This window comes from Aromatoleum evansii, from assembly GCF_045689615.1.
GTDB classification, from domain to species: domain Bacteria; phylum Pseudomonadota; class Gammaproteobacteria; order Burkholderiales; family Rhodocyclaceae; genus Aromatoleum; species Aromatoleum evansii.
Genome location: NZ_CP141259.1, coordinates 190,296 through 211,437, shown reverse-complemented (window position 1 = coordinate 211,437; position 21,142 = coordinate 190,296). Strand labels below are relative to the sequence as shown.

At 67.3% G+C, this 21,142-nt stretch carries 18 protein-coding genes; 9 read left to right on the top strand and 9 right to left on the bottom strand.

Annotation, left to right across the window (positions count from 1 at the left end; genetic code table 11):
* Positions 1-2 precede the first annotated feature (2 nt).
* The 5 genes from U5817_RS00905 to U5817_RS00885 are packed head-to-tail and all read right to left on the bottom strand — an operon-like array spanning position 3 to position 5,986.
* On the bottom strand, positions 3-1,883 hold the full coding sequence (locus tag U5817_RS00905; RefSeq protein WP_407279392.1) for an ATP-binding cassette domain-containing protein: 1,881 nt from the start codon (positions 1,881-1,883) through the stop codon (positions 3-5).
* Positions 1,884-1,888: 5 nt separating this feature from the next.
* Positions 1,889-2,770: an ABC transporter permease subunit gene (locus U5817_RS00900; RefSeq protein ID WP_407279391.1), complete on the bottom strand. Its 882-nt coding sequence runs from the start codon at positions 2,768-2,770 to the stop codon at positions 1,889-1,891.
* Entirely contained in the window at positions 2,767-3,720 is a 954-nt protein-coding gene (locus tag U5817_RS00895; RefSeq protein ID WP_407279390.1) for an ABC transporter permease, read from the bottom strand. Before U5817_RS00895 ends, U5817_RS00900 begins: the two co-directional genes overlap by 4 nt.
* Positions 3,717-4,859 carry an ABC transporter ATP-binding protein gene (locus tag U5817_RS00890; protein ID WP_407279389.1) on the bottom strand — a complete coding sequence of 381 codons (1,143 nt, stop codon included), beginning with the start codon at positions 4,857-4,859 and terminating at the stop codon, positions 3,717-3,719. The genes U5817_RS00895 and U5817_RS00890 overlap by 4 nt, the downstream gene beginning before the upstream one ends.
* A gap of 23 nt (positions 4,860-4,882) precedes the next feature.
* Positions 4,883-5,986 (bottom strand): polyamine ABC transporter substrate-binding protein, encoded by a 1,104-nt coding sequence (locus U5817_RS00885; RefSeq protein WP_407279388.1) that lies wholly within the window; start codon positions 5,984-5,986, stop codon positions 4,883-4,885.
* Between the two features lie 429 nt (positions 5,987-6,415).
* Here U5817_RS00885 and U5817_RS00880 point away from each other — a divergent pair, with 429 nt between their 5' ends.
* From U5817_RS00880 to U5817_RS00865, 4 genes are all read left to right on the top strand, one after another.
* On the top strand, positions 6,416-9,328 hold the full coding sequence (locus U5817_RS00880) for a type VI secretion system Vgr family protein (protein WP_407279387.1): 2,913 nt from the start codon (positions 6,416-6,418) through the stop codon (positions 9,326-9,328).
* Positions 9,329-9,337: 9 nt separating this feature from the next.
* Positions 9,338-10,690, top strand: a complete 1,353-nt coding sequence (locus tag U5817_RS00875) for a hypothetical protein (RefSeq protein ID WP_407279386.1) — start codon at positions 9,338-9,340, stop codon at positions 10,688-10,690.
* The gene (locus U5817_RS00870) at positions 10,687-11,484 is read left to right on the top strand and encodes a hypothetical protein (protein ID WP_407279385.1); all 798 of its coding nucleotides are present in this window, start codon (positions 10,687-10,689) and stop codon (positions 11,482-11,484) included. Before U5817_RS00875 ends, U5817_RS00870 begins: the two co-directional genes overlap by 4 nt.
* Positions 11,485-11,635: 151 nt before the next feature.
* The gene (locus tag U5817_RS00865) at positions 11,636-11,998 is read left to right on the top strand and encodes a hypothetical protein (RefSeq protein WP_407279384.1); all 363 of its coding nucleotides are present in this window, start codon (positions 11,636-11,638) and stop codon (positions 11,996-11,998) included.
* Between the two features lie 4 nt (positions 11,999-12,002).
* On the opposite strand, the gene trmA is transcribed toward U5817_RS00865, so the two are convergent.
* Entirely contained in the window at positions 12,003-13,106 is a 1,104-nt protein-coding gene (gene trmA / locus U5817_RS00860; protein WP_407279383.1) for a tRNA (uridine(54)-C5)-methyltransferase TrmA, read from the bottom strand.
* Between the two features lie 245 nt (positions 13,107-13,351).
* On the opposite strand from trmA, the gene U5817_RS00855 reads away from it, so the two are divergent.
* Positions 13,352-13,567, top strand: coding sequence for a DUF3079 domain-containing protein (locus U5817_RS00855; RefSeq protein WP_407279382.1), 216 nt, complete (start codon positions 13,352-13,354; stop codon positions 13,565-13,567).
* Positions 13,568-13,729: 162 nt separating this feature from the next.
* Positions 13,730-14,305: a class I SAM-dependent methyltransferase gene (locus tag U5817_RS00850; RefSeq protein ID WP_407279381.1), complete on the top strand. Its 576-nt coding sequence runs from the start codon at positions 13,730-13,732 to the stop codon at positions 14,303-14,305.
* A gap of 28 nt (positions 14,306-14,333) precedes the next feature.
* Here U5817_RS00850 and U5817_RS00845 read toward each other — a convergent pair whose 3' ends face one another.
* From U5817_RS00845 to U5817_RS00835, 3 genes are all read right to left on the bottom strand, one after another.
* The gene (locus U5817_RS00845; protein ID WP_407279380.1) at positions 14,334-16,451 is read right to left on the bottom strand and encodes an AAA family ATPase; all 2,118 of its coding nucleotides are present in this window, start codon (positions 16,449-16,451) and stop codon (positions 14,334-14,336) included.
* Positions 16,452-16,657: 206 nt separating this feature from the next.
* Entirely contained in the window at positions 16,658-17,173 is a 516-nt protein-coding gene (locus U5817_RS00840; protein ID WP_407279379.1) for a glycine zipper family protein, read from the bottom strand.
* Positions 17,174-17,187: 14 nt separating this feature from the next.
* Positions 17,188-17,604 carry a hypothetical protein gene (locus tag U5817_RS00835; protein WP_407279378.1) on the bottom strand — a complete coding sequence of 139 codons (417 nt, stop codon included), beginning with the start codon at positions 17,602-17,604 and terminating at the stop codon, positions 17,188-17,190.
* Positions 17,605-17,876: 272 nt separating this feature from the next.
* On the opposite strand from U5817_RS00835, the gene U5817_RS00830 reads away from it, so the two are divergent.
* The 3 genes from U5817_RS00830 (at position 17,877) to U5817_RS00820 (ending at position 20,759) form a co-directional block, all read left to right on the top strand.
* Positions 17,877-19,283, top strand: a complete 1,407-nt coding sequence (locus U5817_RS00830; RefSeq protein WP_407279377.1) for an MFS transporter — start codon at positions 17,877-17,879, stop codon at positions 19,281-19,283.
* A gap of 128 nt (positions 19,284-19,411) precedes the next feature.
* Positions 19,412-19,825, top strand: coding sequence for a hemerythrin family protein (locus U5817_RS00825; RefSeq protein WP_169125639.1), 414 nt, complete (start codon positions 19,412-19,414; stop codon positions 19,823-19,825).
* Positions 19,826-19,856: 31 nt separating this feature from the next.
* Positions 19,857-20,759: a fructosamine kinase family protein gene (locus U5817_RS00820; protein ID WP_407279376.1), complete on the top strand. Its 903-nt coding sequence runs from the start codon at positions 19,857-19,859 to the stop codon at positions 20,757-20,759.
* Positions 20,760-21,142: the final 383 nt, after the last annotated feature.

The window sequence follows — 21,142 nt, the reverse complement described above, 5'->3', positions numbered from 1 at the left end:
CATCAGCCGCGCGCGCTGCCCTGCACCGCGAGCATCTCGCGGAACAGCGGCGAGACCTGCGCGAGCTCCCACGCCGTCCCCATCGCCTCGATGCGCCCGCCCTGCATCAGGATCACCTGGTCGAAACGGTCGAGCAGGTGCAGGCGGTGCACCGAGGACACGACCACCGCATCGGCGAAATGCGCGAACAGGCCCTGATACACGCGCGCCTCGGTTTCCGGGTCGAGCGCGCTGCTCGGCTCGTCGAGCAGCACCAGCGAACTGCCGTCGGCCGCGAGCACGCCGCGGGCGAGCGCGAGGCGCTGGCGCTGGCCACCGGACCAGTTCGCGCCGCCTTCGACGACGCGCGCGGCGAGCCCGCCGTGCAGTCCTTCGACGAAGGCATCCGCGCAGGTCGCGCGCAGCGCGGCGGTGATCGCGTCGGGATTGGCGGTGCCGCCCAGCAGGAGGTTCTCGGCGACCGTGCCGTCGAACATCTCGGCCTGCTGCGGGATCAGCGTCGCGATGCCGCGCAGGATGGACGCGGCCTCGGGCGCGGGGATCGCGTCGAAGCTCACGACCGCCTCGGCCGGGGTGTCGAGCCCGGCGAGCAGGCGCAGCAGCGTGCTCTTGCCCGCGCCGCTGGGGCCGACCAGCGCGTAGCGGCGGCCGCGTTCGAGCTCCAGGCGGGGGATATCGATCGCCGCGCCGGCGCGCTCGGCTCCGGCATGGGCGAAGCGCAGGTCCACCACGGTCATGCGCTGCCACGGCTCGCCCTCGGCGCTGCAGCGCGCGGGCTCGGCCGCCTCGCGCGCCGCGAACACCGGCTGCGCCGAGGCGAAATCAGCGCGCTGGCGCGACAGCGACTGGAAGTGCGAGGCGATCGCGGTGATCACCCCGCCGGCCTGCTGCGAGTATTCGTACACCATGAAGACCTTGCCCAGCGCGATGCCGGTCGCGACGCCCGCGGCGGCTTCCGCACCGATCACGCCGGCCGCCTGCGCGGCATACACGGCGACGAGGATGCACCACAGCAGGCTCGCGAGCAGATCGACCGACGCCCATTTCGCCTCGTTGATGACGATACTGCGCTTCAAGGGCCCCGCCATCGCCTCCAGCCGCGCCGCGATCAGGCGCGCGACGCCCTCGGCGCGGCGCAGCGCGAGCACGGACAGCACGTTGCCGAGCACGTCGACCAGGGTCGCGGACCACGCGCGCTCGGCGCGGTTGGTATCGACGGCGATCTTCATCATCACACGGTCGAAGCGCGTGATCATCAGCGCGATCAGCCCGTAGCCGATCACCGCGACGCTGCCGACCAGCGTGGAGATCAACCACAGCGCGACGATGGGGCCGATCAGCTGCACGGTGTTCTGCAGGTAGATGAACTGGCTCTGCGCGAAGTCGTACAGCGCGCTGGTGCTCTGCTGCACGCGGTGCGTGATCTCGCCGGAGTGGTGGCGCTCGTGCCACGCCAGCGGCGCGCGCATCAGCCGCCCGACGAGCAGCGCCGACAGGCGTTCGCGCACGCGCAGCGCAACGTTGCGTTCGAGGATGCGACCGGGGCCGTGCAACAGCCAGGTTGCGACGATGGCCGTGAACACGAGGATCAGCCAGCGCCCGGCATCCGACAATGAGCCGAGCCCGCCCTTCTGGATCGCGTTGATCGCGTTGCCGGCGAACCACGGCACCGCGAGCTTGAAGAGCTGGGAGGCGAGCAGCAGGCCGAAGGCGCCGAAGATCAGGTGGCGCACGCCCTCGGCGTGCAGCCACAGCGCGCGGTACATCGCCGGCAGGCTGGCCGGGCGCTCGTCGGCGGCATGCTCCTCGACCGCGGCGGCCGCCTGGACGGCCTTCTCGTCATCCTGCTCGTCGATGATCTCGACGGTTTCGGGAACGCGCAATCCACTCACCTCCGCATGTCGGGACTCGAAAGTGTAACGGTTGGCGCAGCCGTCGGTGAAATTCCCGCCGCATGACGCAGCGCCGCCGCGCGTTTCCTCTGCGCCGACAGCATCGCGCGATTGGCGACGACGACGGCGAGCGACACGAGCACGACGATGACCGTCGCAAGTGCATTGATCTCGGGTTTCAGGCCGTGGTGCAGGCGCGCGAACACCAGCACCGGCAGCGTCGTGCTGCCGGGATCGGACAGCATCGCGGCGAGCACGAAGTCGTCCATCGACAGCGTGAACGCGAGCAGCCATCCCGCCAGCAGCGCCGGCGCGATCACCGGCACGGTGATCACGAAGAAGACCTTGAACGGCGGGCAGCCGAGGTCGAGCGCCGCCTCCTCCAGCGAGCGGTCCATCTCGCGCAGGCGCGACTGCACGAGCACGGTGACATAGGCGGTACACAAGGTCGTGTGTGCGGCCCAGATCGCCGCGACGCCGCGCCCGCCGAGAAAGGCGAAGAGCGGATGCGTGAACAGCAGCACCAGCGACAGCCCGATCACGACCTCGGGCATCACCATCGGCGCCGTCGTCATGCCGGCGAAGGCGGCGCTGCCCGGATAGCGCCCGAAGCGCGCGAGCACGAAAGCCGCCGCAGTGCCGACGACAACCGCCGCCGTCGCCGCCAGCGCGCCCACGCGCAGCGACAGCAGCACCGCGCCGATCAGCTCCTCGTCGCGCGCGAGCTCGGCGTACCAGCGCAGCGAGAAGCCGTCGAGCTGCGTCGTGATCTCGCCGGCCGTGAAGGAGAACACGATCAGGCACAGGATGGGCACGTACAGGAAGGCGTATACGGCCAACAGCCAGGCCGTCGCACCGGGACGGGAGCGCACGCTCATGGTCCTGCCTCCCCGTCGTCGCCATTGGCGCGGCCATGCCGGTGCAGCAGCACGATGGGAGCGAGCAGCACCAGCACCATCGTCACCGCGACCGCCGCCGCCATCGGCCAGTCCTGGTTGGGACCGAAGTCCTCCCAGATCCTGCGGCCTATCATCAGCACGTCGCCGCCGCCCAGCAGATCCGGGATCACGAACTCGCCCACCGCCGGGATGAACACCAGCATGGCCCCGGCGACGATGCCGCGCCGCGACAGCGGCAGGGTCACGCGCAGGAAGGTCGTCCACGGCCGCGCGCCGAGGTCGGCGGCCGCCTCGAGCAGGCGCTGATCGAGCTTCACGAGGTTGGCATAGAGGGGCAGCACCATGAAGGGCAGATAACTGTAGACCATGCCGACCAGCACCGCGCCCTGGTTGTAAAGGAGCTGCAGCGGCGCATCGACGAGGCCCGCCGCGAGCAGCAGGCGGTTGATCAGCCCCAGCTCGCTGCTGTCGAGCAGCACCATCCACGCATACACGCGCAGCAGGAAGGAGGTCCAGAACGGCAACATCACCAGCATCAGCAGCGTATTGCGCGCGGCCTCGCGCGCGCGGGCGATGTGGTAGGCGAAGGGATAGCCGATCAGCAGGCACAGCAGCGTCGTCAGGGCCGCCAGCAGCAGCGAGCCGCCCCACGCGGAGAGGTACTGCAGGTCCGCGCCGGGCGTGCCGAGCGCGAGCAATTCGTCGTGCAGACGGCGGTAGCTCGTGAAGTCCGGGCGGAAATGCGGCAGCAGCTCGCCCGGCTCCATGACGAAGGGCGGCACGTAGGGCGGGATCGCGAGCTCGGGCGTGGACAGGCTGACCTTCACGATCAGCGCGAAGGGCAGCGCGAAGAAGAGCAGCATCCACGCCCAGGGCAGCAGCCCCGTCCAGAAGCGTCCGCGCGCGAGGACGAAGCGCCGCCGTGTCATCGCGCCAGCACCACGCCGTCGGGCGCGAACCACGCGACGCGCACCGCATCGCCCCAGGTCGGCGGCGCGGCGTCGCCCCAATGCACGGACGGCACGCTCGCGATCACGACGCGGCCGCTGGCGAGGCGCACGTGATACACGGAATGGCTGCCGAGATAGGCGATCTCGGCGACCTCTCCCGTCGCCGCGTTGCAGCCGGCGCCATCGGACGTTCGGCTGGATGCGGCGCCGACGCGGCTCAGCGTCACGCGTTCGGGGCGCACCGAGACCCAGGCCTCGTCCCCTTGCGCCAGCGCCGCATCGGGCGGAAGCATGATCGGCGCGGGAAACTCCGCGCACGCGAGTGCCCCACCGACGACACGCCCATGGAACAGGTTGGTCTCGCCGATGAACTCGGCCGTGAAGCGGCAGTCCGGCGTCTCGTAGATATCGCCCGGCGTGCCGACCTGCAGCAGCCGCCCCTCGTTCATCACGCCGATGCGCCCGGCCATCGTCATCGCCTCTTCCTGGTCGTGCGTGACCAGGATGCATGTCACGCCGACACGCTCGATCAGGTTCACCAGCTCCAGCTGCGTGCGCTGGCGGATCTTCTTGTCCAGCGCGGCGAGCGGCTCGTCGAGCAGCAGCAGCTTGGGCTCCTTTGCGAGGCTGCGCGCGAGCGCGACGCGCTGCTGCTGCCCGCCCGAGAGCTCGTGCGGCTTGCGGCGCGCATAACGCTGCATCTGCACCAGCTCCAGCATCTCGGCGACGCGCGCTTCGACCTCGGCACGCGCGAGGCGCGGGCGCAGCTGCCACAGCCCGAACGCGACGTTGGCCTCCACCGTCATGTGCGGGAACAGCGCGTAGGACTGGAACATCATGTTGGTCGGGCGCCGGTGCGCGGGCACGGCAGCGAGGTCCTCGCCGTCGAGCACGATGCGCCCCGCGTCGGGCATCTCCAGCCCCGCGAGCATGCGCAGCAGCGTGCTCTTGCCGCAGCCGGAGCTGCCCAGCAGCGCGAAGATCTCGCGCTCGGCGATCTCCAGCGACACGTCATCGACCGCGAGGGTGTCGTCGAAGCGCTTGGTCACGCCCTCGATGCGCAGGTAGGCGCGCCGGTTTGCCCTACCCCCCGCCGCCCCGTCGCCGTTGTGGTCCACGACCGCCTCCCGGCCCGGCCGCGCTACTTCGCGGTCTTGAAGCGGTTCAGCGCCTGCGTGAGCTCGCGCTGAACCTCCTTCGTCAGCACCGGCTTGGCGTGCAGGCGCTGCTTCAGCGCCTCGGGCACGTTGATCGCCGGGTTGCCCGTGATCTCCGCCGCGGTCAGCGGCAGCGCCGCCTTGTTCGCGCTGAGGTAGTAGGTCTCGTTGGAGATCTGCGCGACGACCTGCGGATCCAGCATCGCATTGATCCATGCGTGCGCGTTGGCGACGTGCGGCGCATCGCGCGGAATCGCCATCACGTCCACCGACATCATCGCCCCCGTGTTCGGGATCAGGTAGCGCACGTTCGCGCCGGTGTGCGACTCGGCCGCCCGCCGCGCGGCGATCAGCGCGTCGCCCGAGAACATCATCGCGACGCACAGGCTGCCCTTGGCCATCTGGTCGATCGGCGACGTGTTGAACACGCGGATGTCGCCCCGCACCGGGCGGATGCGCTCGACCGCGGCACGGATGTCGGCCGCGTCCATCTTCGCGGTGTCGGCGCCGGCATACAGCATCGCCGCGGGAATCACGTCGCTCGCCTCGTCCATCAGCGCGATGCCGCAGCCCTTCAGGCGCGCGGTCACGCCCGGGTCGAAGAGCAGGTCCCACGCGTTGTCCGGCAGCTTGCCGCCCAGCGCCTTCCCGACCTTGTCGACATTGATCGCAACCCCGGTCGTGTACCACATGTAAGGCACGAGGTACCGATTACCCGGGTCGGCGCGCTCGACTGCCTTGAGGATCACCGGATCGAGATTCGCGAGATTCGGCAGGCGCGCCTTGTCGAGCGGCTGGAAGATGCCCGCCTGGATCTGCCGGCCCGCATACTCGACGCTGGGATAGACGACGTCGTAGCCGCTCGCACCCGTCAGCAGCTTGCCCTGCAGCGTCGCGTTGCTGTCGTACAGGTCGTACTTCACCGCGATGCCGGTCGCCTTCTCGAAGGCCGGGACCGTATCGCGCGCGATGTAGTCGTTCCAGTTATAGACGTTGAGCGCATTCGCGTCGGCCGCGCCCGCCGCGGACGCGAACAGGCCGGCGCCCAGAAGGCCCAGCAGCGTCACCAGAAACCCGTGCAGTCGCATGGCCGTCCTCGCACCAAGTCCCGTTGTCGTCATTGTGCCCAGACACCCGAAAAATGTAAGCAACATTTTTCGCAGCGCAGCACCCCGCGCGCGAGCCCGCAGCAGGCATCCGCCACCAACTTCGACCGCGTTTTGCGCGCTCCGTGCCACCGCGTCAGCGGGGTCAGCCGCTGATCGGCACCGATTCCCCCGTGGGAGCCGCTGATCGACACCAATTCCCCCGTAGGAGCGGCTTCAGCCGCGAATGGGCCGCGCCGCGTGCGATATCGCCGATTCGCGGCTGAAGCCGCAACCCCCTCCATCGCCCTGCGAGCCGCTCGACGATAATCCCGATGACATTGATTTACGTTATGCTAACGGGCTTTCCTGCAACCTGGCGCAAGCGCCGCTGCTGCCCCTGTTCGCGGCGGCGCGCGTCCCGGCTCCCACATGGACAGAATTCCCGAATTCATCGCCGGCGGTGCCGGCTGGCGTCAGAGCGCGCGACTGCTCACCCTGACGACGCCGCTCGGCCCCGACGTGCTGCTCGCCGAAACGGTCACCATCGACGAATCGCTCGGTCCGCTCGCCGAGCATGCCGGCTTCCGCATCGAACTCACCGCCCTGAGCGCCGACGCCAGGCTGCCGCTGGCCGCCCTGCTCGGGCAGCCCGCACGCGTCGATCTCCTCACCGCCGCCTCGCGCACCGCGCCGCGCCCCTTCCACGGCCACATCACGCATGCCGCCCGCCTCGGCGCCGACGGCGGCTTCGCGCGCTACCGGCTGACCATCGAACCGTGGCTGAGCTTCCTCGGCCACACCCGCGACAGCTACCTCTTCCAGGACATGAGCGTCGTCGAGATCGCCGACGAGCTCCTTGGCAACTGGCAGGGCCGCGGACGACTCGCCCCCGCGTGGCGCTGGCAGCTCGCCGATCCTGCGGCCTACCCGCGCCGCGGCATGAGCACCCAGTACCGCGAGAGCGACCTCGCCTTCCTCCACCGCCTGCTCGCCGAGGAAGGCCTCTTCTGCTGGTTCGAGCACCAGTCCGACAGCGGCCCCGCGCTTGGCGCCCACACCCTCGTCATCGCCGACCACAACGCCGCCTTCCGCGACAACCCGCAGCCGCAGGTGCGCTTCACCCAGGCGGGCGCGACGCTCGCCGAAGACAGCCTCGACCGCTGGCGCGCCACCGCGCGCCTCGACACCACCACCACCCGCGCCGCGAGCTGGGACTACCGCAGCCTGGCGACCCGCCCCCAGGCCGCCGACAGCGCCCATCGCGACGCAGCGGCCACCACCGTCGCCACCGACGACCCCGGCCCCTACGCCTGGCAGACCACAGCCGACGGCGAACGCATGATCCGGCGCCAGCGCGAAGCCATCGACGCCCGCCAGCGCGAGATGGTCGGTGAAGGCACCGTGCGCGACGCCGCCCCCGGCACCACCTTCGAACTCCGCGACCACGCACGCCACCTGGGCACGGACGCGGACCAGCGCCGCTTCCTCATCACCGCCGTCACGCACCGCGCGCGCAACAACCTCGCGACACTCCCCGTCATCGCGGGCAGCCCCGCCCCGGAAGGGGACACCGCCGACTTCTACCGCAACCGCATCCGCTGCGTCCCCGCCGCGGCGCCGTGGCGTGCGCTGCTGCACGACGGCCACGGCCGCGCCATCCACCCGCGCCCCACCGCCAGCGGCCCCACCACAGCCATCGTCGTCGGCGACTGCGCCGGAACGGGTGAGCCCGCCCCAACCCACACCGACCGCGACCAGCGCATCCGCGTGCAGTTCCACTGGCAACGCGGCGAACGCTCGGCGAGCCGCCAGCCCCACCCCAGCGGCAGCGACAATGCCCCCGCCAATGCCACCCGCGGCGTATGGCTGCGCCTGCTCTCGCCGATGGCCGGCGCCGACTGGGGCGGCCACCTCGTCCCTCGTCCCGGCCAGGAAGTGCTCATCGCCTTCCAGCACGGCAACATCGACCGGCCCGTCGTCATCGGCGCCCTCTACAACGGCGAGGGCAACCCGGACGGCGCCGGTAACCGCCTCGCCGGCGGCACCCAGCATGCCACCGCCAACGCCCCAGCCTGGTTCGCCGGCCGTTCGGATCCCGCCCACACCCACCGCGCCAGCCTCTCCGGCATCAAGACGCAGGAACTCTCCGCCAGCCGCAGCGGACAGGGCGGCTACAACCAGCTCGTGTTCGACGACACCGCCAACGAAGCGCGCATCGAACTCTCCACCACCCAGCACGACACCCGTCTGCAACTGGGCCACCTCAAGCAGCAGAGCGGAAACGCCCGCGCGGCCAGCCGCGGACACGGCGCCGAACTCGCCACCCGCGCCGCGCTCGCCACCCGCGCCGGCAGCGGACTGCTCGTCAGCGCCGACGCACGGCCCGGCGCGCACGGCCCCCACCTCGACAGCCGCGAGGCGATCGAGCGCACGGACGAAGCCCGCGACCTCGTACACGGCCTCGCCGCCACCGCCCACAAGCACCACGCGGGCCTGAGCGGCGACGACGCCCCGGACAGCCTCCCCGCCACCACCTCGCTCGAACATGCCCTCGACGTCCTGCGCAGCACCGCCGAACGCCAGGACACCGACGCCGGCGCGAGCCCCAGCAGCTTCCTCGCCGCCGGCGGCGGCACCGGCACCGTCCCCGCCTGGTCCGCCCCCCGCATCCAGTACAGCGCTCCCGCCGGCATCGCCCAGCTCACCCCGCAAGACCTCATCCTCGCCGCCGGGCAGAACCTCGTCACCGCCTCCAGCGACGCCCAGTTCGTCAGCCAAGGCAATCACGCCATGGCGATCGCGCATGGCCTCGCGCTCTTCACCGTCGGCAAGGCCCCGGGCGGGCAGAAACCCAACACCGAAACCGGCATCCACCTGCATGCCGCCAGCGGGCAGGTCAGCGTGCAAAGCCAGAGCGGCAGGCTCAACGCCGCCGCCGACAAGAAGGTGACGGTCGCCAGCACCACCGCCGCGCTGTCCGCCACCGCCAGGAAGCACATCCTCGCCACCGCGCAGGGGGCGTATCTCAGGATCGAGGGCGGGAACATCCAGTTGCACGCACCGGGCGCTGTCAAGCTGAAGGCCTCGCAGAAAGTTCTGACCGGACCTGCGAGCATTGAAAACGCGGAACATGCTGCCAAGGTGGGCGAACTGCGCCTCAAGCGCGACATGGAAATTCGCTATCTCGACGCTGATGGTAAGCCCGCCGCAGGAGAACATATTGCTTTGTCCTTCAACGACGGGGCGAGCAAAACAGCAATGCTGGATGCCACCGGGAAGACAATTCTTAGGAACGTGCCGCTAGGGCCTTTCAATGGACGCCAACCGCGTCGTCGCATGTAAGGAACAAAAATGAAGATGCTTGCCGAACAAACCAAACGTCAAGCGACTCCCGAAACCGGGTACCAGCGTGTCTGCATTGATCTGCCCGGCGAAGCTGTTCGCTGCTGGCGTTCAAGCGAGAAGGTCGAAGTGATTCTGCGCAAACATCGAGACGTCATCCTGCAGTTCAAGATGAAGCCGGCCTCCACGTACACAGTTGAAAGCGAGCCGAACCCCGTCTTGAGAGCTGGATCGCCCGGCAGGCCGCACGAATCGATCCTTTCCCAACGCGACTTCTATAATGCCCGGGACAAGAAACTGGTTGAAGCCAGACTGAAACAGAAAGTCCATTTTCAGGATGGTGAGCAACTACATCTCTGGGTCGGACGCGAATTCAACGGCGTGTTGCTGGTAAAGCGGGGCGATGAGGTCGTGGGCCGCTTTGAACCGAACGTATTCGACCCCTTCGCCTACGGGTCGAATCCGAAGGCAAAGCCGGCACCTATGATCGTGGTAGTCGACTCCACCACCCCCGATGCAGGAACAAGCCGCAGTACCCCCGGATCGACAGAGACCATGCATGTATTGGAGGTCAGACGGAACCTTGGTTCGTTACCGGATGATATCGCCGATTTCTTTAAGAAAGGTGGCGAGGAAACTGCCGTCGACACAAGCAAATTGATGACCCGCAACTGGCTGTGGGCGCAGATCACGGGAACCATCGCGTATCTCGACAGCAACAAGGCGTGGATTCGGGAACTGTGGACTCAAAAATTCCTGATTACCAAGGTCAAGGACAAGGCTTACATCATTTTCAAGGGAAACCACAAGCTGCGCGAGTATCTGAAAGGGACTCGCTACCTTTCGGACAACAGCAAGGTCGTTGCCATCAGTGCCGGCGCAGGAACGCTGAAAGGGGCACACAAAGCCGCATGGGACGCATCCAAAGGCAGTTTCAAAGGCGCCGCCGGTTGGGCCGTGGTATTCACCATCAGCCTAGACGTAGCTGAATGGCTTTCCGATTATGAAGCGCGCAATCCCAATACGGGCCGACCTAAACGGGATTTCTTCGATCTTGGTGCAAAAATTTTTACCGATGTTGCTTGGGCTGCGCTGGGCGCGTGGATTGGTTCGGTGGCGACGTCAATTATATTGACCCTGACGGGTGGGGCTATTTTAGGTGCGGTCGTGGTGGTTGGAGCAATTGCCGCAGCAGTTCTTGTAGGCTATGGACTCGCATGGCTCGACTCAAAATTTGGAATCACAACAACTATCGCCGAAACGGCTCGGAATTCAGCTGCACATCTCGACAAAAAATTTCCAAACGATTACTCAAATTACCAGTCATCGGTCCATGAGATGCTGTCGCAGGGGGCACAATGAGTAACGTATCTCATCGTCGACAAGCGTTCGATGCCGATCGGTGCAAAATTTTCGCATGGAGCTGGATATTTCTTGGTCTATTTTCCGCGTTTGGCGCTTGGGCAATTCAGGATAGCCTCGGAATCGCAAGCGACGCCCCGACCATTTTCGCCGCATCTGGAATTGCAGGAGGAGTTTCCTTTCTCGCCATTAGCCACGTTAAATTAAGAATTCGTCGAGCACTCACGTGGGCAATTGCTATCGGCTTTGCAAGTGCGACGCCAGTTCTCGCCCTCTTTGGGTTTATGGGTTTTGCGTACTTCATCCTGATTCCGCAACCGTTAGAAGTCCGGCTACTGCAATGGACTGTAATTTTCTTTGCGGGTGGATTGTGGAGTTGGATCGACCTCAACGGAACACGCCGACGAGTCGTAAAGAAGCGTTACATAGAACGTGAATTCGCTGAATCTACCGATCACGTTACGTTGCGGTGGGAACGAAAAACGGATCTCGAAACACCTTCGATTAGCAGCAACACAATGCTCGGCCGCCTATGGAACAGTCACGGAGCAAAAATAGTTATGGCGTTGGCCCCGCTGACCAGCGCAGGTTATGCGACTTCCAGGATTGCTGATGCAGCCGGTGGCGCTGAGGCTGTCCTGCTTCTATTGACTTTTCTCGGGTTGCCGATTTCCTTGTGGGGTATTTCGAAGCTGGTTTCTGGCATCTATCTTAATATCTATCTTGTATGGCAGGTTGAGCGCAAGACTGGCAAACCTGTGCTTTTCGATTTTATTCCAGATGGACCATCGTAGAAAAATCAAAGATTTCTGACGTATCCCCTGAGTCGGCTTAAGCTTGCTATCGACCGTCGAGTGAACCCCGCAGGTTGCAAAACGAAAGATATTGCACGGAATCATCCGCGCCCGAAAGCGTCAAACCTCGACCAGAACAAAAGGAGTCGCCATGAACTCCCCCGCATCCCCCGACAGGAACGCCGTCTCGACGGCGTTCGAACGCAGCCTGCTCGTACGGCTCCCCTTTGTGCTGGCAGGCGGCACGCTGATCGCCGCCCTGGCGCCAGCGCTCGCCCGCCTGATGGCGTGGGCCGGCATCGGCCCGGATCCTACGGCGAGTATCACCACCGCCGACATCATCGGCCTCAGCATCCTGGGCCTGACCTTCAGCACCGTTGCCATACTTGCGATCGGCGCCGTGATCGTGCTGATCATGAAGGGGCCGGCCTACTTTGCCGATTCCTATCCGCTGCAGGACGCCGACCGGCCCGATCCGCCGTCGCAGGCGCGGGCGACGACGCGCGGCCGCTGAGCCCTCAGCCGGACAGGCCGCGCCGCGTCAGCAGCAGGCCGGCCTCCAAGTGGTGGGTGTAGGGGAACTGATCGAACACCGCCGCCGAGGAGATTTCGTGGGTGTCGGCGAGCGCGGCGACGTTGTCGCGCAGCGTGAGGGGGTTGCAGGAGATGTACAGGATGCGGTCGAAACCGCGTGCGAGCTTGACGGTAGCGTCGTCGAGGCCGCTGCGCGGGGGATCCACAAACAGCGTCGAGAAATGGTAGCCGGCGAGCTCGACGTCCTTCATGCGGCGGTATTCGCGCCCGCCGGCGAAGGCGTCGCTGATCTCGTCGCTCGACATGCGCACCATCGTGATGTTGTCGACGCCGTTCGCCTCGATGTTGTAGTGCGCGGCGCGCACCGAGGACTTGCTGACCTCGGTCGCGAGCACGCGGTCGAAGAGCGGCGCCAGCGCCATCGTGAAGTTGCCGTTGCCGCAGTAGAGTTCCAGCAGGTCGCCGCCCACACCGGCGACCTGACGCCGCGCCCAGCCAAGCATCTGGCGGTTCACGCCGCCGTTGGGCTGCGTGAAGCTGCCTTCGATCTGCTGGTAGCGCAGGGGCCGGCCATCGACCTCGAACTCCTCCAGCAGCCAGTCGCGCTCGAGCACGATCTTCTGCTTGCGGCTGCGACCGATGACCTGCACGCCCAGCCCGGTCGCAAGCTCACGCGCGGCCGCTTCCCAGTCCGCGTCGAGCGCGCGGTGATAGACCAGGCTCACCATCAGTTCGCCGCTCAGCGTCGCGAGGAACTCGACCTGGAAGATCTTCTTCCGCAGCACCCCGTTCGCGCGCAGTGCGTCGCGCAGGCGCGGCATCAGCGCGCAGATCGGCGCCGCGGCGGCGGGGAAATCGTCGAGCAGCACCGGCGTCTTCGGGTCGTCCGGGGCGAACATGGCGTAGTCGACCAGGCCGTCGCCGTGGTGCCACATGCGGAACTCGGCGCGCAGGCGGTAATGCAGGGGCTCGGACGCGAACAGTTCCGGCGCGGGCACCCCCAGCGGCGCGAAGTCGCTGGCAAAGCGTGCTGCCTTGTCGGCGAGCTGGATGGCGTATTCGGCGGGATCGAAGCGGGGCAGTGACATCTTGGGTCGGCGGCGATGGCGCCGTGCGGCAGCGCTCCGGGCGGAGCGGCGGACGCGGGCGCGGAAGGATCGATGAGGGGTCGTTGCGGGGATTTCTCGCGGAGACGCGACTATACGCCGCCCGCGCCCCCGATGCAGCCGCACGGAATCGTTTTGACGGACGTCAAAGCCCGCCGGCCATGACCGAGTAAAATAGTCGGAAATTCACAGAATCCGCACACCAAGCGGTCACGAGGCTCCCCGACATGGCCAAGAAGTTTCCCCTGCACCCCAAGCACCCCGAACGGATCTGCTGGGGCTGCGACAAGTACTGCCCGGCCGACTCGCTCGCCTGCGGCAACGGCTCCGGTCGCACCCTGCACCCGGCCGAGATGCTCGGCGAAGACTGGTACGAATACGGCGACTGGGGGTTGGACGCCCCGGAAGAACCGAAGAAACCTGCCGACCCGGCGAGTCGCTGACGGCGACCGGGGGCACGAGACAGCCCGCCTTCATCTTCCTTCGGTACTACACTGCAGCACAGGAGTTGTCGCGATTCACGCGTGCGCGGCAGGCGTCGTCGCCGCTCGCCGTTACAACTCCACACGCACGCATCCACCAACGGACAGGAGGGCCTGACTAAGATGGCATCCATGTTCCGCCTCGCCACCCCTTCCGCACACCTGCAACTGCTGGTCGCGATGCTGCGCAATCCGGGCTCGACCGGCACGCTGCTGCCGTCGTCGCGCGCGCTCGCGAACGCGCTGGCGAGTGCCGCGGACGGTGCGGACCTCGTGGTTGAACTGGGCGCAGGTACCGGCCCGGTGACCGACGCGCTGCTGACCAGGCTGCCCGGCGTGCCGCTGATCGCGGTCGAACTGCAGGCCGCCCTCGCGCAGCGCCTGCGCCATCGTTATCCGTCGATGGACGTGCGCGAGGCGACGGCACGGCAGGTAGTCGATTCGCTGTTCGATCGCCCCGGCCGGATCGTCCTCGTTTCCAGCCTGCCTTTCCGTTCGCTTCCCGCGCATGTTGCGTCCGAGACCGCTCACAGCCTGTGCCGCTTCCTCGCGCACAGCCCGGAACGCAAGCTGGTGCAGTTCACCTACCATCCGCGTGCGCCCTTCGCGGCGCCGCGCCACCTGCGCTGGAAGCGGACATCGGTGATCTGGCGCAACACGCCGCCGGCGGGAATCTGGGAGCTGCGTCTGGCCCCTTGAGCACGCGGTGCGGACCGATCCGCCGGCCTCACCCTGCGGCCTTCAACGCGCTCCAGCCCACGCTACGGTCCGACGCCAAATTCTCCGCCTCGAAGCGCCGGATCTCGGCGAGCGCGTCTTCCAGCCCCATCTCGCCGGCCTCCATCAGCTTTCCGGCCAGATGCTCCGTAAGCGGCTTGAGCTCGGCCAGCACCGCCTTGGTCTCGCCATACAGGCGCTCGCTCTGCGCCTCCATGATGGCGCGCGTTTCCTCGTCGAGGGCGCGGCTCGGCCCCTGGCCGTCGTTCGCGAGGGCGCCGAAGTTGAGGCGCGTCTTGCGGTACATGCCCATCTCGCCGACGGCGTGATGCAGGAGCTGGGTGACGCGGGTGATGTCGTTGTGGGCGCCGTTGGTGGTGCCGTCCTCGCCGAAGAAGAGCTCCTCGTTGGCCATGCCACCGAGCAGCACACGCACGTCGTGCTCGATGTCGCCCTTGGTCTTGAGCAGGTTGGTGCCCTGCTTGTGGAAGACGAAGCCGAGCGCGTTGCTGCGCGGGATGGCCTTCAGCGAGATCTTGATGGTCTTCATGTCGGCGAGGATGCGGTCCCAGTCGTCGTGCGTGAGCTCGCGCTCGCGCTGCAGATCGACGAGGAAGTGGCCCCACTCGTGCACGGCGATGATGCGGCGGTCGCGCTCGCGTTCGTCGGTGGTGCTGGAGTTCACGTTGCCGACCAGCACGCGCTCCGCAGCCTGCATCAGGGTGTCGGCGCCTATCATCTCGCCCGCCTGCACGGCGGTGATGCCGGCCTGGTTCACGATCGTCTCGAGGTCCGCGGGGCTGCGCCCTTCGGTGACGCCGACGAGGTGGCTCAGGTCGAGGCCGGGCAGCACCTTGTCGGCGCGCTGGGCGAGGTAGTGCAGGATGATCGCGAGCCGCTCCTCGCGGTTGGGCAGGCGGAAATCGACCTTCATCTGGAAGCGGCGCAGCATCGCCTCGTCCATCTGCATGGTCTGGCTGTTGAAGTTGCTCGCCACGATCCAGATGATCTCGGCCTCGTCCTTGCTGCGCACGCCGTCGAGCACGGCAAGCAGCGTATTGGCGGTATCGTCGTCGAACTTGCGCCGTCCGCCGCGCTTCATGAAGAGATCCTGCGCCTCGTCGAGAAACACGATGCAGCGCTTGCGCCGCTTCGCCATCGACACGATGCGGTTGAGGGTGTTCGCGCCGCCTGCAACATAGCCGGTCTCGAGGTTCGCGGCGGAGTGGAACAGGATGGGCAGGTTCAGCTCCTTCGCGAGATAGCTCGCGAGCTTGGTCTTGCCGGTGCCGGCCGGGCCGCTGAACATCACGTTGAAGGGCTTGCGGATGCCGTATTCGGCGTACAGCGCGCGCCGTTCGTACTGGTCCTTGATCTGCGCGACCTCGGCCTTGATGTCGTCCATGCCGACGAGTTCGTCGATGGAGCCGCGTATGTGTCCGGGCTCGATGAACTTCAGCGCCTTGAACTGCCCGCGCAGTTGCATGAACAGGAAGGCCAGCAGGCCCAGCATCAGCGCCGTCGACAACACCCCGCTCACCGCGGAGCGCCAGCCGTCGTCGGCCGAACGGGGGCGACCGTTGGCGAAGCGCTGGTCGAGGCGCTCGAACACCTTCAAGGCGTTCTCGCCGAGTTCGGCGCGAGGCACGAAGGCGAGCCGGGCCGACCACGGCGCGGACACCGCCTTGTCGGCGAAGATCTTCGTCTCCAGGTCGCTCGGATAATAGGCGTGCTGCTGCCCCTGCGACTGCACGAGGATGATGCGCTCGGACAGGTTCCACATCAGCGGCTCGTAGATCACCGTGACACGTTCGACCGGGTTGGTATCGAGGAAACCGAGCACCGAACCGCTGCCGAGCACCACCGGCACGCTCTCGTCGAAGGCCCACACCCCCGCCCCGCGGGCGACCGCCATCGCCTTGACCTCCTCTGCCAGCACGGCGCGCTTCTGCGCCAGCATCAGGGAGTAGATGCCGGTGAGGGGAATCAGCAGCGCGATTGCCACGACCAGGAACTTGACCGGTGCGGACTGGATCGCGAACCAGTCCTGCAGCCGGCCGGCGGACTTCCTCAGCCGGAGCCAGGGGCCGGCCGGCCCGGCAGCGCGGGAATTCGACTCATCTGACATGGCGGTCCTCCGCTACGGTCGCACCGCAGGGTTACGGCACGAAATCGTCGATCGGCGCGGCCGCACCCGGAATGGCCGCGCGTACGGCGCTGGTCGCCCCGACGCGGTCGCCGTCAGGGCGAGAGGAGGTCCAGCATAGCGAGCCGTCACGCCGGCGTGGCGTGAAGTATTGAACGCAGGCCGGACGATCACCGCCGCGACGCGCGTCAGCGCACGCCGGGCGGCGGCGGCGGGGGCGTGCCGGCGGGCGGCGGCGGCGTACTGCGGTAGCGATCCGAGCGGCCGGGCGAATAGCGGCCCGACACTGGCACGCGATGACCGCTCGCGTACATGCACTGCACGTAGGCGTGGTCGTAGCGCCGCTGCGCTTCGTAGCCGGACACCTCGGCTGCACCGCTGCCCGCGGCGCTGCCGACCAGCAGCCCGGTAGCGGCACCGACGCCCGCACCGTGCCCGCCATCGACCGCCGCACCCACTGCGGCGCCGATCGCCGTGCCGACCACGGCGCTGCGCACGCCGGCATCGGCCGCGGCCTGCCCGGCCGAACGGCCGCCGATATATTCGTACGCGTATTGGCGGCAGGCCGATTCGTCGGCGCGGAACTCGTTGAAGCTTGCGCCGGTGCCGGGCAGCACGAGCACGCTCGGCCCGGAGGGCAGCGACACGCAACCCGCGGTGACGACGGCCGCCGCGAGCGGAACGAAATGGAAACGGTTCTTCATGTTCGGATCCTCCCTCAACGCGACGGCCGCGGCGCGACGCGCTCCCACCCGCCGGGGCATTCCTTGACGTAGGGGTAATAGCCCTCGGGGCGGTCGCAGTAGTACCAGTAGCTGCCCGCGGACTTGCGGTCGCCGTCCGCGTCGTCATCGTCGCGTTCGATATATACCGGCGGCGACGATGGCGCACTCATGGCCGGCGGATAGGCGTAATACGGCGGGTAGGCGTAGTAGGGGTAAGGCGCGTAATAACGGTAGGGCGAGTAGCCGTAATACGGGCCGGGCCATCCCCAGAACAGCGGGATCCCGATGTGCACGCCCAGGCGCGAGTGGCTGTGGTGCCGGCCGATGCGGCCGCGATCCGCGGATGCCACGTCCGGCAGCGCGGTGCCCACTACCAGGAGCGCCGCAAGTGCAAGTCTGAACCATTTCATGGTGGCCTCCCTGTCGACAGGATGACACGTCCATTCAACGTGCAAGCCCATCCAAAAGACCACAAGCGCGCCAAGGAATTCCCGTCCGAGTGTGACGTATTTTTTCATCCGCTTGCGATACGCCGACACCGCAACGTCGGCAAGCGTTACGGGGGAAATGCGTTACTAATGCGATACAAATTGCTTGCTGTCCATCAATCAAGATAGTATCGTTTTCGCCAAATGGGATCGCCCGCCCCCGAGCGAACCCGTCATTCACTGGAGACACACCGATGCAGCAGAAGTCCGCGCCCGTCGATATCGGCGGCATACTCGACTACGGACCATTCACGTCGATGCAACGACTCGTCGTGACGCTCGCCGCTCTGGCAATCGTCATGGACGGCTTCGATGGGCAGCTCATCGGCTTCGCCATCCCGGCGCTGATCAAGGAATGGGGCATCACCAAGGCCGCCTTCGCGCCCGCCGTCGCCGCAGGCCTGGTCGGCATGGCCGTCGGCAGTGCCTGCGCCGGCATCGTCGCAGACCGCCTCGGCCGCCGGCTGGTGCTGATCGCCAGCGTGTTCCTGTTCGGCGCCGCCACGATCGCGATCGGCTTCGCGCCCGACGTCACGGCGATCGCCGCGCTGCGCTTTCTCGCCGGCCTGGGCATCGGCGGCGCACTGCCGAGCGCCTCGACGATGACCGCCGAGTTCACCCCGGCACGCCGTCGCACCCTCGCGGTCACCGCGACCATCGTGTGCTATCCCCTCGGCGGCATGCTCGCGGGCCTGTTCGCCGGCGCGGTCCTGCCCGTGCTCGGCTGGCGCGGCCTGTTCTGGATCGGCGGCGCATTGCCCGTCGCCTACAGCCTCGTGCTGCTCGCGCTTCTGCCCGAATCCGCCCGCTACCTCGCGCGCAAGACCGCGCGCTGGCCGGAACTGCGGCGACTGCTCACGCGTATGGAGCGCCCCGCCGACCCCGGCACGGCCTTCGTCGACGCCGCGGAAACCGGTGCCGAGCAGCGCGCCGGCTTCACCGCCCTGTTCCAGAACGGCCGCGCACGCGACACCCTGGCGATCTGGGTCGGCTTTTTCCTCGTCATGCTCGCCACCTACACCGCCTTCAGCTGGCTGCCGACGATGCTCGCCACCGAAGGCCTGCCTGCCGCCCTCGCGGGTTCCGGCCTCACCGCCTACAACCTTGGCGGCGTGATCGGCTCGCTCGGCTGCGCGCTGGCCATCACGCGCTACGGCTCGCGCTGGCCGCTGATCCTGTGCAGCCTCGGCGCCGCCGCGAGCGCCTTCGTGCTGCAAGGCGTCGACTTCGCGACGAACACCACCTGGCTGATGATCGGGTTGGGGGTGCACGGCATGTTCGTGATCGCCGTCCAGGCCACCATGTACGCGCTGTGCGCCTACGTCTACCCGACCATGATGCGCGCCACCGGCACCGCCTCCGCCTTGTCCTTCGGCCGCCTCGGCGCGATCCTGAGCTCCTTCGCCGGCGCTGCCGTCATCACCTCGGGCGGCGCGGACAGCTACCTGTCGCTGCTCGGCAGCGCCATGGTGCTCACCTTCCTCGCGCTGGCCGTGGTCAAGCGCCACATCCCGGGGCTGCACACGCAGCACCGCGCCGAACCGGCTACGGCCGCCCCCACGCCGTCCCTGGTCGTCGGCACTGCGCGCCCGGGCGCCTGAAGCGCCGCGCAATCACGCTCCCGGCCACCCCCGCGCTCGTATTCGGTTAGGATATGCGCGGGGCAGCCCTCCGCGCAGATCCAGCCGCACGGCGAGGCGCCACCCAGACTCGCCAGGCGGAGACGGACGTGATTGACATCAAGTGGGACAGCAAATTCGAGGTCGGACACCCGCGCATCGACGCCGAGCACCGCGCCTTCATCGACCTGATCCGCGCGGTATCGGTGGAAGCGGATCGGCACTGCCCGAAGGAAAAGGCCATGCGCCTGCTGCTGGAGGTGCGCAAGTACGCGGAGTTCCACTTCGTCAGCGAAGAGAACATCATGCTCGACGTCGGCTACGCGGGCTACGAGGAACACCGCGAGGAACACGCGTGGCTGCTGCGCCGGCTGGAGCACGAAACCAACCTCTATTACACGGACAGCGCGCCCCTCGAGGAACTCGCACACTTCATGTTCGACTGGTTTGCGATGCACACCACCGTGGCCGACAAGAAGCTCGTCGACAGCATTGCCGCGCACGAGGCCATCTCCACACCCTGACCCGCGCCGGCCCGGACTGGAACTTCTGCAGTTGGCGCACCCGCATACTCCGGACGACCGCCTCGCCCGCGCCCTCACGGCCGCCAGCGGCATCGACTTCGCCGGCGCACGCCTGAATCCGGTCAGTGGCGGCTGCATCAATCGCGCGCTGGAAGTGGCGGCGGGCGGCCGGACCTGGTTCCTCAAGCTCAACGACGCCGCCGCGCTGCCGATGTTCGAGGCCGAAGCCGACGGCCTCGCCGCGCTGGCCGCCTGCGACGCCTTCCGCGTGCCGCGCCCGCTCGCATGGGGCACCACCGACGACGAGGCCTTCCTGCTGCTCGAACACCTGCAACTGCGCCCGCTCGCGAGTGCCGAAGACGGTCGGCGCTTCGCCGAGGCGCTCGTCGAACTGCACCGCGATACGGACGAGCAATTCGGCTGGATGCGCGACAACTACATCGGCGCCACCCCGCAGCACAACACACCGCACGACGCCTGGGCGCGGTTCTTCGTCGATTGCCGCCTCGTGCCGCAACTGCAGATGGCACGCGCGAAGGGTTACGCCGGCGCCCTCGGACGCGACGCCGACAAGCTCCTCGAACGCATCCCCGCCCTGTTCCTCGACTACCGCCCCCGCGCAAGCCTGCTGCACGGCGATCTGTGGAACGGCAACGCGGCCATCGCCGCGGACGGCACCCCCGTCATCTTCGACCCCGCCGTCTACCGCGGCGACCGCGACGCCGACCTCGCGATGAGCGAACTCTTCGGCGGCTTCCCCCCGTCCTTCTACGCCACCTACCGCAGCGCCTGGCCGCCCGCCGAAGGGTATGAGCTGCGCAAGACGCTGTACAACCTGTACCACATCCTCAACCACCTCAACCTCTTCGGCCGCGGCTATCTCGGGCAGGCCGAGCGCATGATCCGCACGCTGGCGTCGGAACTGCTGCGCTGACGGCGGCGACGTCTCACCGACGCGCGCGGGCAGACGTATCAGGCCTTGGGGCCGGTAACGCTGGACCGCTGGGAGGGCGATCGGCTCCCGTCGATTACGTGGCGGCTGGAGCGGGCGTTGCCGGTGGGGTTGTTCAGGCGGCATAGCCTGTTACGGTCGTAAGTCGGGAACACCGCCGGAGGGGCGTTGAGGGGTGAATACCGGACCGTCCGCAAAGCTCATCTCGATCGAGATACCTGCACTGAAAGGCCGAATCAACAGCCGGAACGAGACTAAACACGACGGCGTCGGCTTTCATCTTTATGCCATCTGATATGCTGTTGCGTTGCGCATAGAACGGCGGCGGCAGTGGATTGCGGGCAGCGCCATCGCCCGTCGAGGTG

Excerpts from the sequence above, each read along its gene's own strand:
- U5817_RS00900 (WP_407279391.1), bottom strand. The coding sequence starts at position 2,770 with ATGAGCGTGCGCTCCCGTCCCGGTGCGACGGCCTGGCTGTTGGCCGTA.
- U5817_RS00895 (WP_407279390.1), bottom strand. The coding sequence starts at position 3,720 with ATGACACGGCGGCGCTTCGTCCTCGCGCGCGGACGCTTCTGGACGGGG.
- U5817_RS00885 (WP_407279388.1), bottom strand. The coding sequence starts at position 5,986 with ATGCGACTGCACGGGTTTCTGGTGACGCTGCTGGGCCTTCTGGGCGCC.
- U5817_RS00880 (WP_407279387.1), top strand. The coding sequence starts at position 6,416 with ATGGACAGAATTCCCGAATTCATCGCCGGCGGTGCCGGCTGGCGTCAG.
- U5817_RS00875 (WP_407279386.1), top strand. The coding sequence starts at position 9,338 with ATGAAGATGCTTGCCGAACAAACCAAACGTCAAGCGACTCCCGAAACC.
- U5817_RS00870 (WP_407279385.1), top strand. The coding sequence starts at position 10,687 with ATGAGTAACGTATCTCATCGTCGACAAGCGTTCGATGCCGATCGGTGC.
- U5817_RS00865 (WP_407279384.1), top strand. The coding sequence starts at position 11,636 with ATGAACTCCCCCGCATCCCCCGACAGGAACGCCGTCTCGACGGCGTTC.
- trmA (WP_407279383.1), bottom strand. The coding sequence starts at position 13,106 with ATGTCACTGCCCCGCTTCGATCCCGCCGAATACGCCATCCAGCTCGCC.
- U5817_RS00855 (WP_407279382.1), top strand. The coding sequence starts at position 13,352 with ATGGCCAAGAAGTTTCCCCTGCACCCCAAGCACCCCGAACGGATCTGC.
- U5817_RS00850 (WP_407279381.1), top strand. The coding sequence starts at position 13,730 with ATGGCATCCATGTTCCGCCTCGCCACCCCTTCCGCACACCTGCAACTG.
- U5817_RS00845 (WP_407279380.1), bottom strand. The coding sequence starts at position 16,451 with ATGTCAGATGAGTCGAATTCCCGCGCTGCCGGGCCGGCCGGCCCCTGG.
- U5817_RS00840 (WP_407279379.1), bottom strand. The coding sequence starts at position 17,173 with ATGAAGAACCGTTTCCATTTCGTTCCGCTCGCGGCGGCCGTCGTCACC.
- U5817_RS00835 (WP_407279378.1), bottom strand. The coding sequence starts at position 17,604 with ATGAAATGGTTCAGACTTGCACTTGCGGCGCTCCTGGTAGTGGGCACC.
- U5817_RS00830 (WP_407279377.1), top strand. The coding sequence starts at position 17,877 with ATGCAGCAGAAGTCCGCGCCCGTCGATATCGGCGGCATACTCGACTAC.